Genomic DNA, 17,305 nt, shown 5'->3' on the forward strand with positions numbered 1-17,305 from the left:
AAAGATATACTATTCCATTTTTTAAATGAAACTTATAAACTGTTTTTTTAGCAACAAAAAAGGCGCTGATTTTCTCAGCGCCTTAGGTAGTATTTTTTCTTTCTTTTCTATGGATTTACTGTCCAAGACACGTAGTAGATTGAACCTATGTTACCTGTACCCACAGCCGTAAAGTATTCATCTCCCAAAAGATTGGACCCACCTGCCTTGAAAACAGATTTTATACTTGGTACGGAATAGTTGATCTGGGCATCAAGAACTGTATACGCTGGTACATCTCCATCAGCAAAAGATGCTTCCCAGAAATAGCTATCGCTCCATCTGTAGTTTACATTGAAACCGAAGTTTTTGAAAAGTTCTGTATTTCCAAAGGAAGCTTTTACTTTATGTTTAGGTGTATTGAAGTTAGTTCTAAAGTCCGGGAACCTTGCTTCATCAAAATCCAATTCAGCATACGTATAGTTAACACCCAAATCAAAGTTTCCAAGCTTGGTGTCCACTCCAATTGTTCCTCCGTAAGAATTAATATCGGTTGTTGAATTGGTGTATGTTTGATAGGCCTGTCTATCACCATTTTGAAGTGCAAGCAATGAAAGTCCGCCATCTCCTGCGGTACCATAAAACGGAACCAAAACGGTTACATTAGCTATGAAATCTTTGTAGCTATTGTAATATCCACTTAAATCAATGGTGAATTTCCCAACCTGACCTCTGTATCCCGCTTCCAAAGCTGTAATTTCTTCAGGTTTGATTATTGATGTGTTAACAGCTTCTGGAGCTCCACTAAGAACTGAGCTTAATGAGTAAGCATTTTCATATGCAGCCCTACCTACAATATCTACAGTAGATTGACCAATAACACCTTGTCCGCTTTGGCTTACTGGAAAAGTTCTAACATCTCTATCCAGGTTTGACGGTGCTGATCCGACTAAAATAGCCGAACCTGCATTCAACCCAATAAACAAATCCTGGGTTGTTGGGTTTCTAAAACCTTGCTGGGCTGAAACCCTTATGTTGTGATTTCTTCTTTCACCGGCCGTATAACCCAATGAAATTCTTGGAGAAACGAATCCATCAAAAAATTCATTTTTATCATAACGAGCGGAACCAGTAAACTTCAATCGATCATCCAATAGCTTTTTTTGAAGCTGGACATAGGCACCATATTCATTATACTCTATTGGTCCATCGAAATCCGTAAAAATCGTTCCTCCAGAATTCAACTCGTATTGTCTATATGAACCACCTACTTGTAAATCAGCCCAATTGTCAATCAAATGTGCCAAATTATAGTTTCCGTTAATGTGACGGAATTTGGTATTGTCTATAAATTTTGCTCCAGTTGTTAGGTCACCATCATTGGTAACTCTATTAAATGCACTTTGGAACCCAGGAGTTCCCGGGATAAGCCTTCCAGTATCTGCTGCTTGTCTTGCCGCTGCATGGGCAGCCACAGATGCTTGCTCCCTGGTAAGTCCTCCCTGCTGAATTCCACCTAAGAATGCAGGAATGTAGGCCGTAGCATAATCAGTAAACCATGGCACATCATCTTTCCATGCCCTATTCACGTTAATGGCCGTAAACCGGGTATCGTAAGAATCACCTGCATTCTCCGTTGTGATATATCCTCTTAGGAAGAAGTTTTTATTTCTGAATTCAATTTTATGCTGCTGAAGAATAAAGTTTTTAACCGAATATCGATTGGCTCCTTGATAAATAGTATTACCACGCCCAACTCTTCCGTTATAAATAATTTCAAAATCATCAGCAAATGGTCTGTAGAAAAGTGAAAAATCAGTCTTCACACTTTCCGCATCATAATCTAACAGATCGCTTTCTGCATATCCGGTTCGTGAAACCTGAGCACTTCCAACTGTGCCCGTTGGAAAGCCTGCTGCTTCATCAAAGTTCAATAAAGTAGAAACTTCATCACCATATATATTTAAACCATTATAATTAGGATCTGTTCTATCCGCACCAAGATTGTTTAGATCTAAAGTATTGACTGCATGCCAATCTTCTCCTTTTAAAAAAGATAGATTTGCTTTGACCGCAAATTTGTCGCTAAATGCATGTGCAACCCTTATTCCAAAATCATAGTAGTTGTTGTCTCCTGCGGCATCTTGCGAGGTTATACCCGTTTTGCCATAGGCACTTATTCCTTGGAAGTCAAACGGACTTTTACTGTTCATAAACAAAATACCGTTGAAGGCGCCGGCACCATATAGTGCGGAGGATGCTCCTGGCAGGATCTCTATACTTTGAACTTCCAATTCTGACATACCCACCAAGTTTCCAAGAACGAAGTTCAGTCCTGGTGCTGAGTTGTCCATTCCATCAACCAATTGCAAAAACCTGTTGTTTGCAAAAGTGGCAAAACCTCTAGTGTTAATGGATTGGAAGGTTAAACTGTTCGTGTTGATATCAACACCTTTTAGATTTTGCAATCCGCCATAGAAGGATTCAGCTGTTGTATTCTTGATTTCCTTCAACCCGAATCGCTCAACGGAGACCGGGGACTCAAAAATACGTTCGGGCGTTCTTGAGGCCGATATTACAATTTCATCCAAAAGTGTCGACGCTTCGGACAAGGTTATGGAAAGTGTTTGATTATTCGAAGTTACGCTGGCAAGGAAATCGGAAAATCCTATGCTGGTAAATCGTAGTTGAAAGGGAGGTTGTTCAGAAGTATTGAAGGTAAAATTTCCATCGAAATCGGTCGTTGTACCTTCTGCCTTTCCTACCAAGATCACATTGGTTCCTGGTATTGGTTCGTTATTTTCGTCAACTACTTTTCCCTGAACTGTGGTTTGTGCATAAGCGATAACACCAAACAGCATGAGGGAAATAATCATTAATCTTCTCATCAGTTTTATATTAGAGTTAATTAGTTTAAAGATCTGCTAAGTATTGGAGTCGGAAGATACATTTTTTTTCATTTGCTCACCACAAAATTGAAAAAAATTATGCATGCATAGTAATTTTTTGCTAAGAAAACCGTGGTTTATCTGTGGTTTTAACAAAAAAGGCGTTGAAATCGACGCCTTTTCTAAATTTTATTTATTAAACCAAGTCACTCCACGGTAACCGATTTGGCTAGATTTCGAGGCTGATCTACATTGCAATCTCTCATCACGGCAATGTGATACGAAAGCAATTGTAAGGGAATTGTTGTCAACAGTGGAGATAAACTTTCAGAAGTTTCTGGAACCTCAATTACATGGTCTGCCAGTTCTTTTACCGACACATCTCCTTCAGTAACTATTGCAATGATCTTACCGCTCCTCGATTTGATTTCCTGGATATTGCTTACCACTTTTTCATAATGTCCTTTTTTAGTGGCAATGACCACAACAGGCATTTGTTCATCAATCAATGCAATGGGACCATGCTTCATTTCTGCTGCTGGATATCCCTCTGCATGTATATAACTGATTTCTTTCAGTTTAAGTGCGCCTTCCAAGGCAACAGGGAAATTATACCCCCGACCTAAATAAAGACAATTGGTGGAGTCTTTATATATCTCTGCTATATCTTCGACAACCTGATTGGATTCCAACATCTTTTCCACTTTAGCGGGAACGCTTTCCAATTCAGCTAGATATTCATGGTATTTGGATTCTGAAAAAATTCCTTTTTCATGGGCCAATTTCAGGGCGATTAGGGTAAGAACCGTAATCTGTGTTGTAAATGCTTTTGTAGAAGCCACTCCTATTTCAGGACCAGCATGTGTGTAAGCGCCTGCATGTGTTTCCCGGGCAATGGAAGATCCAACTACATTGCAAACTCCAAATACGAAGGCTCCTTTTTCTTTGGCCATTTTAATAGCTGCCAAGGTATCTGCGGTCTCACCAGATTGTGAAATGGCGATTAGGACATCATTCTCGGTAATGACCGGATTTCTATATCGGAACTCGGAGGCGTATTCTACCTCAACGGGAATTCTTGCCAAGTCCTCAAAAATATACTCGGCTACAAGGCCTGCATGCCATGAAGTACCGCAAGCCACAATGATGATTCTATTTGCGTTCAGGAACTTTTCCAAATTCTGGTCAATTCCCGCCATCCTAATTATGCCCTGATCGGCCAATAAGCGGCCTCGATAAGTATCCAAAATTGCTCTAGGCTGCTCGTATATTTCTTTGAGCATGAAATGATCGTAACCTCCTTTTTCAATTTCCTCAAGGTTCAATTGAAGTTCAAGAATATTCGGATATGCGATCGCATCGTCCTTTATCTTACGTAACTTGATTTCTTTACCAATACGCACAATGGCCATTTCTTCATCTTCCAAATACACGGCATTATTGGTGAATTCAATAAACGGTGAAGCATCAGAAGCAATAAAATATTCATTTTCACCAATACCGATAGCAAGAGGGCTTCCCAGTTTTGCCACTACAATCTCATCGGGTTTATTCCTATCAAAAACGGCAATGGCATAGGCCCCCACAACCTGGTTCAGCGCAATTTGAACAGCTTGCCCCAATTTAACGCCTTCTTTTTTCTTTACCTCTTCGATAAGGTTAATCAATACTTCGGTATCCGTATCCGACTGAAAGGTGTATCCTCTTTCTATGAGCGCTTTTTTTATGGCTTCATAGTTTTCGATAATCCCATTATGGATGATAACCAAGTCTCCAGAATTGGAATAATGTGGATGCGAGTTCGCATCATTTGGCACCCCGTGGGTTGCCCATCGAGTGTGTCCAAGTCCTAATTTTCCTTTGGTGTCAATAGTTGCTTCAGACTTTTTCTTTAAGTCTTCGACCTTGCCCTTGGTTTTGGAAAGGTGGGTTTCCTCTCCATCAAATAGCACAATACCGGCGCTATCATACCCCCTATATTCGAGACGTTGCAACCCTTTTATAATGACGGGATAAGCATCCCTGTGACCAATATATCCAACAATTCCACACATAAGGATAGTTTTAAGTAGTTATAATAGTTTGAGTTACCTGCAAATTTAGTATTACAATTGGGATAATTTGTATCACAAGGGTTCTAACGCAGAAAAAATCTATAAATGGTAGTAAATTGTGTATGATTAGTTGGCCTGGGTGTAGTAAATCTCCAGTTTCAACTTTTTATCCTCATCGGCCGGGTCAACATTACTGCCAAAAAGAACAGTTCCCAAAGGGTTTATGTTAGCCATAATCGGAACATCCAGAACGGGTTCTTGGGTTCCAACAGCTTCTGATACCACACCTACACCTATGTTAGAAGTTAAAGTAAGTGCCAATTTAGCATTTGTTGAATCTCTTACAATGATATTGTTGATATGATCAGTAATTCGAACAGTGTATTTCCCTTGATTATTTTCCTTTTCCAGTATACCATCGTATTCCAGAAAAAGCCCCAAAGGTTCATTGGTAACATTATTTTCAGTAGCTGGATTAAATATAATCTGATTGGTTTCCCCGTTGTATAAATATAGTCGTGGTGGTTCTTCTCCAACTCCAGCTGATTGATCTACATAAAATACAAGATTGGCTTCGTTGATTATCCAGTTGTTTGATCGTATTTGGTTTATTAGATCTCCACCACCATTTTCAGCCTCGTCGAACAATCTGATCTCTGTAAATGTACCAGCTCCTTTCACATATATTCTAGAAGCGTTTTCACCATTATCCAATTCATTGGCAATAGGTAAAGGATCATTTGTAAAGGTATTTACTGCATTACCAGAAACAATTCCATTTGTATTTATCAAAAGATTGAGCACGAAATCTCTTTCGGCCGTCTCTATAACATCATCGGTTGCATTGTAATCTTGATAATTATAGGTTATTGTAATATTTGCTTGGGTTAAATCAAACAAGAACATTAGTTTTTCAGTATCTGTGACTCCAGAAATCCGGATTCCTCTTAAGAAATCCCGGAAGTTAGCTTGACTCAGCAACTCTGACTGCCCTTCCTTGTCCAAAATATTGGTTTGAAAAAAGTCGTTGTTCAAGGCTACACGAATTCCCGGGTTAAGTCGAGTTCTAACCGTTGTAGATTCATCAATATCATCGGTCTCTGGGTCATCTTCATTAAAAAATAACATTTCCTCATCACTTATGGTCACGGGGCCTTCAAACAGTACCTCTCCTTCAAAAGAGGTAAAATCTTGGTTGGAAAAATACTCCTGGGCTTCTTCAAAGTTGGCATTTGGATCAAGATCTCTTAAGAAAAAAGTATTCCTTGCCACCCTTAAATTAAAAGCTTCTTGCCTATCTCCATAAATGCTGTCAAGATCAAACTTTTTAGGAAATGTATTCGCAACAAAATCCTCGCCGGTACCATCTTCATTTGGATCAAAAGGATTGGAGCCAATAATACGTTCTTCATTATCACTAACTCCATCTCCGTCCTCATCAGTATTAGGATCATTGGAATCGTCATCGAACATATTCTCCACTCCATCACCATCGTTGTCTCGCAACGAAGCAGGAGGTAATTGAAAAGGTATATACAGATAAACTTCCTTTACGGTTTCGTTTTCAGGAATGGTAGTATCCAAGTCATCGTTATCAGCATTATCTTCAGTTTCTTGTGTAGAATCACCAAATGTTGGATTTCCCTGTCCGCCATTGGGCAAAATTAGCTGCGACACTATACTCGCATTTCGTCGGCCATAAACTGGGTCGTCGAACATGCCCAATTGGTATAGTGGCAATTGATTGGTTTGCACGGCCTCAATGCCTTTATTAAATGCAAAAACATCAAATGACTGCTTCCCTGTTGTAAAAGGTTCACCACCAACAACTCCTTCTCCAATTGTTCCCAATTCTTCTTCACAAGAAGTAATGATTAGAAATAAAGCTCCAACGAAAGCTGAAACTTTTATAATCCTAGAAAATTTCATGCAACTTATTTTAAAACCTCTGTTTGATAGAAATTTGTGTATGCTTCCTCTGCCTCCTGAAGCGAGACATAGGGCAATACCGGTTTGGAAAGATTTGCAATATGATTTTTCAAGTCCTCCGACACCTCTTCCGAGGCTAAAATAATCGCATCGGAATAATCGGCGGCAACTTTTAACAAATTATTATAGTCAGGTGTTGAAAGAGAAGAAATACTTTCCTTGTCAATACCATCAAAAGCAATTTTATCCATCATACCTCCATCGAGCTCTCCATCATACCCCTTATTATATATTGATGTGACAATTTTACTGTCTGCAAACAAGGGTTCATCAGCATAATACTTGCGCAAGTACAAAGGAAGCAATGAAGCCATCCAACCATGCACATGAATAATATCTGGCGACCAGTTGAGCTTTTTTACCGTTTCAACAACGCCTTTTGCAAAAAAGATTGCCCGTTCATCATTATCTGGAAACAAATTCCCATCGGCATCTTCAAACGTGGCCTTTCTCTTAAAATATTCTTCGTTATCAATAAAATAAACCTGGATACGTTCCCTTGGAATGGAAGCTACTTTAATGATAAGTGGCATATCCATGTCATTGATCACCAAATTCATCCCAGATAAACGAATTACCTCATGCAACTGATGTCTTCTTTCGTTTATGTTTCCATACCTTGGCATAAAAATGCGGATTTGGCCCCCATTGCTGTTGACCATTCTCGGCGCTTCGTATGACATTAAGGAAACTGGGTTCTCTGGTAGATAGGGTACTAATTCAGAAGATACAAACAATATCTTTTTACCATTCATAAACACTTTCTTTTGCTTATCTGAAAAACGTAGCTGCAAAAGTACAAAAATTATGCCGATTAGCAGTATTTATAGTATTTTTGCACGCTTTTGAACCTTACAATGCAAGTATTTGACCAAAAAAAGGATTTAATTCCGTTCCTATCGTCCCATAAAGATGAAAATCGAAGTGTTGGACTGGTCCCCACTATGGGCGCATTGCATCAAGGACATTTGTCGCTCGTAAGGGCAGCGCTTGATCAAAATGATGTTGTGGTAGTAAGCATTTTTGTAAATCCTACCCAATTTGACAAGAAAGATGATCTGAAAAAATACCCTCGTAATCTGGATGAGGATCTTGCACTCTTAAATGATATTGATAAGGACATTGTGGTTTTCGCACCATCTGTCAACGAAATTTATAATGGTAAGGTGCAATCTGAATCTTATCAGTTTGATGGTTTGGACCAGGTGATGGAAGGCAAATTCAGGGAAGGACATTTTGACGGTGTTGGAACAATTGTGGGACTTTTGCTTGCAGCAGTTTCTCCAGATAAGGCTTATTTTGGGGAGAAAGATTTTCAACAGCTCCAGATTATTAAAAAGATGGTGCAATTGAAGGGCTTGCCTTATGAGATTGTACCCTGCCCAATAGAACGTGAGCCACATGGTTTGGCTATGAGTTCACGCAACGAACGCCTATCACAAACCACCAGAAATGAAGCAGGTTTTATTTATAAAACCTTGCAAGCTGCCAAATCAAAATTTGGCACGGAAAGTGCTAATCATATAGTGGATTGGGTAAATGACCAATTTGTTAAAAACGAAGTGTTGGAGTTGGAGTATTTCGAAATTTCAGATGAAGAAACCTTGACTCCAGTCTCAGAAAAGCAGACCTATAAAAAATATAGAGCTTTTATTGCCGTTTATGCCGAAGGCGTAAGGCTGATAGACAATCTAAGACTGAATTAACTAATTTTGCACCATGCAAGTAGAAGTTGTAAAATCTAAAGTTCACAGAGTAAAGGTCACAGGGGCCGACCTCAATTATATTGGCAGCATAACCATTGATGAAGATTTGATGGATGCCGCAAACATAATTCGAGGAGAAAAAGTACAGATTGTGAACAACAACAACGGAGAGCGTTTGGAAACCTACGCAATACCGGGACCAAGAGGCTCTGGCGAACTCACCCTAAACGGAGCAGCGGCCCGCAAAGTTGCGGTTGGCGATGTGCTTATTCTAATTACCTATGCTTGGATGGAAATTGAAGAAGCCAAATCATTCAATCCAGCATTGGTATTTCCAAACGAGGAAACCAACCTTTTGAATTAGTTTTGAGCAGTTCTTTAAAAAAGACATTAAAAATTTTGGTTCCGATCCTAATTGGGTTAGGCCTTGTTTTTTATTCTTATTCTTCCACAACTCCAGATGATCGGGCTAGAATTGTTGAAGCAATTAAAAACGCAAACCCGATCTGGGTTTTCTTATCCATATTTATTGGTGTATTAAGTCATATTTCCAGGGCAATCCGCTGGAATTATCTTTTGGAACCAATGGGTTACAAACCAAAGTTGGTCAATAACGTACTTATTATCCTTACCAGCTATTTTGCAAATACCCTTGTTTTACGTTCTGGTGAATTTCTTAGGGCAACTGCATTGAACACCTACGAGGACGTACCCTTTGAAAAAGGCTTCGGCACCATTGTAACGGAAAGGATTATTGATGTAATCATGCTTTTGTTGATTATAACCGCTGCTCTTGTTGTCCAAACCGATGTAATATTGGGCATTTTAGAAGAAAATGGTGTTGGTTTGGTAGGGTCTCTAGTATTGCTTTTGGTTGGAGTGCTTGGACTTTTCATATCGATACATCTTATTAAAAAGTCAACTTCCAAATTTGCGGTGAGAATAAAAACTTTCTTGAAAGGTCTTTTAGATGGAGTGCTCAGCATCTTCAAAATGAAACGAAGAGGTGCTTTTATCTTTCACACCTTCTTTATATGGGCATGCTACATAGCCATGTTCTGGGTAATAAAATTTACTGTGCCCGAAACAACCGAACTTCCCTTAGGGGCCTTTTTGGTAGCATTTGTTGCAGGAGCTTTTGCAATGGCAACAACCAATGGCGGCTTGGGACTCTTCCCAATAGTTGTTACCGCAGCTTTGTCCGTTTATGGTGTCAGCAAAACCTCAGGTGACGCCTATGGTTGGATCATGTGGACCGCTCAGACCTTGATGGTCGTTGTTTTCGGGACAATATCCTTTATCATCTTGCCGTTATTGAATAGAAATCGGTAGATCCCGACCACGTAAAATTTTACCAAATGAAAAGATGTCTATTTATTTTAATAGGCCTACTGTGCTTCAACTTAGGTGCGCAGGTAAAAAAAGAGATTTTTGAATCCTTTAAACTTCAAGAAAGAAGGGATGTTTCCTATTACTTCCCAGAAGATTATTCCGAAGAAAAAAAATACCCACTTTTGGTGGTACTTGATGCTGAATATCTTTTTGATATTGTGGTAGCCAATGCTAAGTTTTATAGTAGGCATCATCGGATGCCTGAAGTTATAATTGTAGGTATCGATCAAGCTGAAAATGATTTGCGTTGGGAAGATTGTGACTTTGATCAGACTTCTGGACTTCCAACAGAGAAAGGCGCCAAGTTTTATGAATTTTTAGGCACTGAGCTTATTCCATATTTAGAGACACAATACAATGTTGCCCCTTTCAAAATGTTCATAGGGTACGACATCACAGCAAATTTTGGCAACTACTTTTTGTTCAAGGACAAATCGTTGTTCAATTCATACCTATCTATATCACCAGTGCTTGCTACAGAAATGGAGAGTAGGGTGCCCGCAAGATTGTCTGATTTAAATCAACAAATTTTTTATAATGTAGTACTGGAAAAAGAACCCACAGAAGATAGGCAGCGAATTTTGCAAATGAACAATGCGATCAAGTCCATAGATAAAGAATCATTGCATTACTTTTTTGATGAGTACAACAATGCTGACCATGTTTCCATCGCCGCATATGGCATAAGCAAAGCTTTTGATAATGTTTTCAAAATCTTCCGTCCCATTACTCCAAAAGAATACAAAACGGAAATTCTGGCTTCGGACGAACCGGTATTTAAATATCTACAAGACCGATACGATATGATAGAGAGTTTGCTTGGGTTCAGAAAACCTGTCGAACTCAATGATATCATGGCCATTTATGCTGCCTCTTTGAAAAAAGAGGATTTTGAATCCTTGAAACCATTGGCAGAGGTCTGCAAAAAGCAGTTTCCTGATACCATGATGGGTTTTTATTTTGAAGGCGAATATTACGAGCAACTTGGTGAACCCAAAAAAGCCTTTAAAACATTCGAAAAGGCATTTCAAATGGAAGAAATCGATTTTTTGACCAAGGACATGGCTCTCGAAAAAATTGATGCACTCAAAGCAGACTTCGGATACTAAGTAGTCGGATAATCCATATCTTTAGGCTCTTCTTTTAAAACGAATGGCCAAAACCAAAACAGCTTTTTTTTGTCAAAACTGCGGTTCCCAATATCCAAAATGGATTGGGCAATGCTCATCCTGTAAACAATGGAACACTATTGTGGAAGAAGTCGTTCAAAAAGAAGAAAAACAAAATTGGAAAAACAGCTCCAATATCACAAAAAAGGCAACTACGCCATTAAGAATCTCCGAAATAACCAATGAAAAAGAGCTTCGGTTAGATACAAAAGATCAAGAGTTCAATCGAGTTTTAGGTGGTGGTTTGGTGCCTGGTTCCTTGACGCTATTAGGTGGAGAACCTGGGATAGGAAAAAGCACACTACTTTTACAGATAGCTCTAAAACTGTCTTACAAAACATTATATGTTTCCGGGGAGGAAAGTCAAAAGCAGATTAAAATGCGAGCAGATCGCATTCACCCCAATAGTGAAAATTGCTATATCCTTACCGAAACCAAGACCCAAAATATCTTTCAACAAATTGCCGCTCTTGAGCCAGATATTCTTGTAATAGATTCTATTCAAACCTTGCATACCGATTATATTGAGTCGGCAGCCGGTAGCATTTCGCAAATTAGGGGATGCACTGCGGAGCTTATCAAATTTGCAAAAGAGAGCCATACTCCGGTCATTTTAGTAGGTCATATTACGAAGGATGGCGCTATTGCCGGACCAAAGATTTTGGAACACATGGTCGATACGGTTTTGCAATTTGAAGGTGACCGCAATTATGTGTATAGAATTCTTCGCTCTTTAAAAAATCGATTTGGTTCCACTGCCGAACTTGGTATTTATGAAATGCAGGGAAGTGGACTTCGAGAGGTAAACAATCCATCTGAAGTTTTGATTTCCAAAAATGAGGAAGACCTAAGCGGAACAGCTATAGCAGCTACCGTTGAAGGCATGCGCCCATTATTGATTGAAATACAAGCCTTGGTGAGCACAGCCGTTTATGGAACCCCTCAACGTTCGGCAACAGGATTTAATGCAAAACGTTTGAACATGCTTTTGGCCGTACTTGAAAAAAGAGCTGGATTTAAACTTGGAGCCAAAGATGTCTTTTTAAACATTACTGGCGGAATTTCTGTAGATGACCCAGCTATAGATTTAGCTGTTGTAGCCGCAATCCTTTCCAGCAATGCTGATATTCCGATTGAAAAAGGAGTCTGTTTTGCGGCCGAAATAGGACTTGCGGGAGAGGTCAGGCCCGTTCAGCGTATAGACCAACGCATTTTGGAAGCCGAAAAATTAGGTTTCACTGTAATTTATGTTGCCAAAAACAATAAAATCGGTCTAAAGAACACAACTATCCAAGTGCATTTGGTCTCCAAAATTGAGGATGTTGTTAGCGCCTTGTTTTAGAAGGTCTTTACCTATCTTGATTCTCTAGAGTTATCTTGCTATATTTAGAAAAACAGCCACATGAAAAACTTCAAACTTTCCGTTTTTCTGATTTTTCTTCTTTTTTCCTGCAACGAATCCTCGATTAAAGAACATCATACCACATGGCAGCACTATCTTGGCGATCCAGGTAGATCCCATTTTTCAACATTGACTCAAATCGATACTTCAAACGTAACCAAACTCAAGTTGGCTTGGTCGTACAAAAGTGGTGGAATTGAGGAAGGCAGAACAACCCAAATTCAAACAAATCCTTTGATTATTAATGATGTTTTATATGGGGTAAACGCCGCTATTGAACTATTTGCCCTAAACGCCAGTTCAGGCAAGGAGATTTGGAAATTCAAAACTCCATTGGCAGATGTTTCAGGACTTGGGGTGAATCGTGGTTTAAGTTTTTGGGAATCCAATTCAACTGAAAAAAGTAGATTGTTCTTTTCTTCAGGCCCCAAGATGTATGCTGTGGACATTAAAACAGGTGAGGTTGTTAATTCCTTTGGCTCAAATGGAAGTATTGATCTGCGAGATGGTCTGGGAAGAGATTCCAAAAAATTATCGGTGGTTGCCAATACCCCCGGGGTCATTTATAAAGACTTGCTCATTATGGGAACCCGTGTAGGTGAAGGACCAGGATCTTCCCCGGGGCACATTAGAGCTTATAACGTAATTACCGGTGCCATCGAATGGATTTTCCATACCATTCCCCAGCCCGGTGAGTTCGGATACGACACTTGGCCCAAAGAAGCCTACAAAACAGTAGGTGGGTCAAACAGCTGGGCGGGCATTGCTTTGGACGAAAAAAATGGCATTGCCTATGTTCCAACAGGGTCAGCCGCATTTGATTGGTATGGCGGTGATCGTGAGGGAGAAAATTTATTTGCCAATACCTTATTGGCTTTGAATGCAGGAACCGGCGACCGCATTTGGCATTTTCAAATGGTTCATCATGATATGTGGGATAGGGATTTGCCAGCGCCTCCAAATCTTTTTGAAGCAGAGCGAGACGGTGAAAAGATTCCAGCAGTTGCCCAGGTGACCAAAAGTGGACATGTTTTTATCTTTGATCGTTTAACAGGTGAACCGCTTTTTCCAATTGAAGAAAAGGAATATCCCGCCTCCAAACTTGAAGGTGAAATAGCCCATACAACACAGCCATTACCCTTAAAACCAGAACCTTTTGCACGTCAAATTTTACGGAAAGAGGATTTATATGATCCTGACAGACCTGCCTTTGTGGATGATTTTGTTGACAAAGATCAAAATATTGACCCCCCGACCGTATTGGAAAAGTTTGAACAAATCACTTCCGAAGGGCAATTTATTCCCATCGACACCACCGGAGTCGTTCTATATCCAGGAGCCGATGGAGGAGCTGAATGGGGAGGGGCGGCATTGGACCCCAACAATGGCGTAATGTATGTGAATTCCAATGAAATGGCTTGGATCGTTCGTATGTCCAAAGTTGGAGGAAAGGCTGGGGGTGCATCCCATAGAGGCAACACGCTTGCCCAAATTCATTGTGCCCGATGCCACGGAGGTGAGCTTCAAGGGCTGGATGACATTCCCAATCTTCAGGATTTAAAAGAAAAGTTTACGCCAGATTCCATATCGAGCATTATAAAAAATGGCAAAGGTGCCATGCCTGGAATGCCCAATCTATCAGATGATGAAATTTCGGGAATCACCAATTTTCTTTTAGGCATTGAAGAAGAAACCGATCATCGAGCAGAAAAAACCGATACAGAAGTTCCCTATGCAGTAGCCGGATTTGGCCGTTTTAAAGATGATCGAGGCTTCCCAGTTGTAAAACCGCCTTGGGGTACCCTAAACGCCATCAATTTAAATACCGGAGAGTACCTTTGGAAGGTTCCTCTTGGGCATGAAAATCAATTGAATGACCCTGAAATTCAAGTTTCGGGCACAGAAAACTATGGTGGTCCCGTAATTACCGCAGGTGGAATCTTATTCATTGCCGCCACGAAAGATGAAAAAATCCGTGCTTTTCATATGAAAACGGGGAAAATGTTATGGGAAGATAAACTTCCCGCTGGTGGTTACGCTACCCCCGCCACCTATGAAGTTAATGGTAAGCAGTATGTGGTCATTTCCTGCGGAGGTGGAAAAATGGGAACTCCATCTGGTGATGAATATCGGGCGTATGCTCTAGAGTAAGATTATGGAGCCGGATTGGGAATGGAATTATGGATATCCTCAATCCCCTTTATCACTTCATCGGAAAGCTCAATATCGATGCTCTCGATATTCTCCTTCAATTGTTCCATACTCGTGGCCCCGATAATATTGCTCGTCAAAAATGGTCTTGTATTAATAAAAGCCAATGCCATTTGAGCCAAACTCATACCATGTTCCTTTGCCAATTGATCATACTTTTGGGTAGCGGCAGTCGCAGTTTCACCACTGTAACGATCATAATGCGGAAACAAGGTCAATCTTCCTTTTCTAGGACCTATATCATCCAGATATTTACCGCTCAACACACCAAATGCCAATGGCGAATAGGCCAAAAGACCAATATCTTCGCGTATTGAAATTTCTGAAAGTCCCACTTCGTATAATCTGTTCAACAGGTTGTATGGGTTTTGTATCGTCAGCATCCGTGGAAGATCCTGGTGTACCTTGCTTTCTTCCAAATAACGCATTGTTCCCCATGGGGTTTCATTGGATAATCCAACCTGCCGAATCTTTCCTTCAGCAATTAAGTCCCGTAGGGTTTCCAAAATTTGATGGATATTATCTTCCCATGGATCTAAAGAGTGCGCATTGAATCCGCGTTGACCAAAAAAGTTGGTGTTACGTTCCGGCCAGTGCAATTGGTACAAATCGATATAATCGGTCTGTAAACGCTTTAAACTTCCTTCGACGGCGCTGATTATAGAATCTTTGCTAAACCCAGTCGTTCGGATATATTTTGCGAAATCGGCCCTTCCAACAATTTTAGTGGCAAGCACAACTTTATCACGATTTCCCGTTTTTTTGAACCAGCTTCCGATAAATTCCTCCGTTACCGCATACAGCTCCTTTTTCGGTGGAATTGGATACATTTCGGCCGTATCAAAGAAATTAATTCCTTGATCGAGCGCATAGTCCATCTGTTCATGACCCTCCTCTTCCGTATTCTGTCGCCCCCATGTCATGGTTCCCAAACAGATTTTGCTGACTTTGATATCGGTATGTGGTAGTCTGGTATATTTCATTTAGCAATGTTTTTTGAACAGGCAAAAATACTTAATCCATAATTTCACCTTTAAATGGAATTGTTATTTTTCTATCTCTAGAAGAACGGGGCAGTGATCACTGTGTTTGGCATCCGAAAGAATTACGGAACGCTTAAGCCTATCCTTTAATGATTCATTGACCATACCATAATCCAATCGCCAACCTTTATTATTGGCCCTAGAATTTGCTCGGTAGCTCCACCATGTATAGTTATGGGGCTCTTGGTTGAAATGCCTGAAACTGTCTATAAATCCACTTTTGATGAAATTACTGATCCATTCCCGCTCAACAGGTAAAAATCCCGATACATTTTTGTTTCGGACAGGATCATGGATGTCAATAGCTTCATGACAAATATTATAATCACCACAAACAATAAGATTCGGTCTTTCTTTTCGAAGATTATCAGCATATTTCTGAAAATCTGCCATGTACGTGAGCTTATGCTCCAAACGATCCAAATTGGTTCCAGAAGGTAAATACATGCTCATTACCGATATATCTCCGTAGTCAGCTCTAATATTTCGACCTTCAAAATCCATATAATCTATACCCGTGCCATATTCAATATGGTCCGGCTTTTCCTTACATAACAAAGCAACACCACTGTACCCTTTTTTTTGGGCACTGAACCAATAATGATGGTTATAGCCAGCAGCTTCAAACAAAGCGACATCGACCTGCTCCTTCATCGCCTTGGTTTCTTGAAGACAAACTACATCTGGATCAACAGCTTGCAGCCAATCAATAAAACCCTTGTTCAATGCGGCCCTGATTCCGTTTACGTTGTAAGTAACAATTTTCATTTCAAAATTTTCACTAAATGTAGCCATAGTATTTGGCTCTTTAAAATTGATTTTTGTAATAACCGTATCAACATAAAAGATTGTTAATGTCTGGCGAACCAATAAGAATTATAGGTTTAAACGTTAAATTTAAGCTTAAGTTTTCCTGAATGAACGCCTTAGTATTGATAGATATCCAACTTGGTCTCCAAGAAACCCATTTTTATGGGAGTGAACGAAACAATCCGAATGCCGAAATCAATGCAGGTAAAATCTTGAGCAGTTGTCGAAATAGAAATCTATCGGTCTTTCACGTTCAGCATAACTCATCCAATCCGCAGTCTCCATTATTTCCCGCCAAAAAAGGAAATGGGTTCCATCCCGTGGTAACTCCTATAAATGGGGAACCTATTATTCAAAAAAGTGTGAACAGCGCTTTTATCGGAACTGATTTAGAGCAACAACTCAAAAACCAAAATATCACTGACATTATCATAGCTGGGCTTACCACGGAACATTGTGTATCAACATCGGTACGAATGGCCGCCAATTTGGGGTTCAATGTAACTTTGGTTTCCGATGCCACGGCAGCTTTTGATAAAGTCGGGGTTGACGGCCAAAAACTTAGCGCACATCTTATTCATAATGCTGCTTTGGCCAATCTAAAAGACGAATTTGCAGCTATAAAGAATACCAAAACCATACTAAACCAACTTGCCCATTGA

The 17,305-nt window shown here is 40.0% G+C and carries 13 protein-coding genes; 7 read left to right on the plus strand and 6 right to left on the minus strand.

All coding sequences use genetic code 11. From position 1 onward, the window contains the following. Positions 1–107 precede the first annotated feature (107 nt). The 4 genes from IAG46_RS09330 to IAG46_RS09345 form a co-directional block, all read right to left on the minus strand. Complete coding sequence (locus IAG46_RS09330; RefSeq protein WP_190810089.1) at positions 108–2,867, minus strand: TonB-dependent receptor; 2,760 nt, start codon at positions 2,865–2,867, stop codon at positions 108–110. A gap of 206 nt (positions 2,868–3,073) precedes the next feature. Then, positions 3,074–4,921 (minus strand): glutamine--fructose-6-phosphate transaminase (isomerizing), encoded by a 1,848-nt coding sequence (gene glmS, locus IAG46_RS09335; protein ID WP_190810090.1) that lies wholly within the window; start codon positions 4,919–4,921, stop codon positions 3,074–3,076. A 126-nt stretch (positions 4,922–5,047) separates the two neighbouring features. Next, entirely contained in the window at positions 5,048–6,850 is a 1,803-nt protein-coding gene (locus IAG46_RS09340; RefSeq protein WP_190810091.1) for a DUF4270 domain-containing protein, read from the minus strand. 5 nt (positions 6,851–6,855) lie between these two features. Continuing rightward, positions 6,856–7,665 carry a glycogen/starch synthase gene (locus IAG46_RS09345; protein WP_190810092.1) on the minus strand — a complete coding sequence of 270 codons (810 nt, stop codon included), beginning with the start codon at positions 7,663–7,665 and terminating at the stop codon, positions 6,856–6,858. A 102-nt stretch (positions 7,666–7,767) separates the two neighbouring features. Here IAG46_RS09345 and panC point away from each other — a divergent pair, with 102 nt between their 5' ends. From panC to IAG46_RS09375, 6 genes are read left to right on the plus strand one after another with little or no spacing between them, the layout of a single operon-like run. Then, a complete protein-coding gene (gene panC, locus IAG46_RS09350) occupies positions 7,768–8,616 on the plus strand; it encodes a pantoate--beta-alanine ligase (RefSeq protein ID WP_190810093.1) in 849 nt (282 codons plus the stop codon). 13 nt (positions 8,617–8,629) lie between these two features. After that, positions 8,630–8,980: an aspartate 1-decarboxylase gene (panD, locus tag IAG46_RS09355; RefSeq protein ID WP_190810094.1), complete on the plus strand. Its 351-nt coding sequence runs from the start codon at positions 8,630–8,632 to the stop codon at positions 8,978–8,980. A gap of 35 nt (positions 8,981–9,015) precedes the next feature. Next, positions 9,016–9,948 carry a YbhN family protein gene (locus IAG46_RS09360; protein WP_368668177.1) on the plus strand — a complete coding sequence of 311 codons (933 nt, stop codon included), beginning with the start codon at positions 9,016–9,018 and terminating at the stop codon, positions 9,946–9,948. Between the two features lie 26 nt (positions 9,949–9,974). Then, the gene (locus IAG46_RS09365) at positions 9,975–11,117 is read left to right on the plus strand and encodes an alpha/beta hydrolase (RefSeq protein ID WP_190810096.1); all 1,143 of its coding nucleotides are present in this window, start codon (positions 9,975–9,977) and stop codon (positions 11,115–11,117) included. A 43-nt stretch (positions 11,118–11,160) separates the two neighbouring features. Further along, positions 11,161–12,519: a DNA repair protein RadA gene (gene radA, locus IAG46_RS09370; RefSeq protein ID WP_190810097.1), complete on the plus strand. Its 1,359-nt coding sequence runs from the start codon at positions 11,161–11,163 to the stop codon at positions 12,517–12,519. A 60-nt stretch (positions 12,520–12,579) separates the two neighbouring features. Continuing rightward, positions 12,580–14,730: a pyrroloquinoline quinone-dependent dehydrogenase gene (locus tag IAG46_RS09375; RefSeq protein ID WP_190810098.1), complete on the plus strand. Its 2,151-nt coding sequence runs from the start codon at positions 12,580–12,582 to the stop codon at positions 14,728–14,730. A 2-nt stretch (positions 14,731–14,732) separates the two neighbouring features. On the opposite strand, the gene IAG46_RS09380 is transcribed toward IAG46_RS09375, so the two are convergent. Together IAG46_RS09380 and IAG46_RS09385 are read right to left on the minus strand one after the other, a co-directional pair. Continuing rightward, positions 14,733–15,773 (minus strand): aldo/keto reductase, encoded by a 1,041-nt coding sequence (locus IAG46_RS09380; RefSeq protein WP_190810099.1) that lies wholly within the window; start codon positions 15,771–15,773, stop codon positions 14,733–14,735. A gap of 63 nt (positions 15,774–15,836) precedes the next feature. After that, positions 15,837–16,601, minus strand: a complete 765-nt coding sequence (locus tag IAG46_RS09385; protein WP_190810100.1) for an exodeoxyribonuclease III — start codon at positions 16,599–16,601, stop codon at positions 15,837–15,839. Between the two features lie 149 nt (positions 16,602–16,750). Here IAG46_RS09385 and IAG46_RS09390 point away from each other — a divergent pair, with 149 nt between their 5' ends. Next, a complete protein-coding gene (locus IAG46_RS09390; protein ID WP_190810101.1) occupies positions 16,751–17,305 on the plus strand; it encodes a cysteine hydrolase family protein in 555 nt (184 codons plus the stop codon).

The sequence above is a fragment of the Flagellimonas sp. S3867 genome (assembly GCF_014698935.1).
Taxonomy (GTDB): Bacteria; Bacteroidota; Bacteroidia; order Flavobacteriales; family Flavobacteriaceae; genus Flagellimonas.

Bases quoted from the DNA above. Each gene is read 5' to 3' on its own strand.
- IAG46_RS09330 (WP_190810089.1), bottom strand. From the start codon at position 2,867: ATGAGAAGATTAATGATTATTTCCCTCATGCTGTTTGGTGTTATCGCT.
- glmS (WP_190810090.1), bottom strand. From the start codon at position 4,921: ATGTGTGGAATTGTTGGATATATTGGTCACAGGGATGCTTATCCCGTC.
- IAG46_RS09340 (WP_190810091.1), bottom strand. From the start codon at position 6,850: ATGAAATTTTCTAGGATTATAAAAGTTTCAGCTTTCGTTGGAGCTTTA.
- IAG46_RS09345 (WP_190810092.1), bottom strand. From the start codon at position 7,665: ATGAATGGTAAAAAGATATTGTTTGTATCTTCTGAATTAGTACCCTAT.
- panC (WP_190810093.1), top strand. From the start codon at position 7,768: ATGCAAGTATTTGACCAAAAAAAGGATTTAATTCCGTTCCTATCGTCC.
- panD (WP_190810094.1), top strand. From the start codon at position 8,630: ATGCAAGTAGAAGTTGTAAAATCTAAAGTTCACAGAGTAAAGGTCACA.
- IAG46_RS09365 (WP_190810096.1), top strand. From the start codon at position 9,975: ATGAAAAGATGTCTATTTATTTTAATAGGCCTACTGTGCTTCAACTTA.
- radA (WP_190810097.1), top strand. From the start codon at position 11,161: ATGGCCAAAACCAAAACAGCTTTTTTTTGTCAAAACTGCGGTTCCCAA.
- IAG46_RS09375 (WP_190810098.1), top strand. From the start codon at position 12,580: ATGAAAAACTTCAAACTTTCCGTTTTTCTGATTTTTCTTCTTTTTTCC.
- IAG46_RS09380 (WP_190810099.1), bottom strand. From the start codon at position 15,773: ATGAAATATACCAGACTACCACATACCGATATCAAAGTCAGCAAAATC.
- IAG46_RS09385 (WP_190810100.1), bottom strand. From the start codon at position 16,601: ATGAAAATTGTTACTTACAACGTAAACGGAATCAGGGCCGCATTGAAC.
- IAG46_RS09390 (WP_190810101.1), top strand. From the start codon at position 16,751: ATGAACGCCTTAGTATTGATAGATATCCAACTTGGTCTCCAAGAAACC.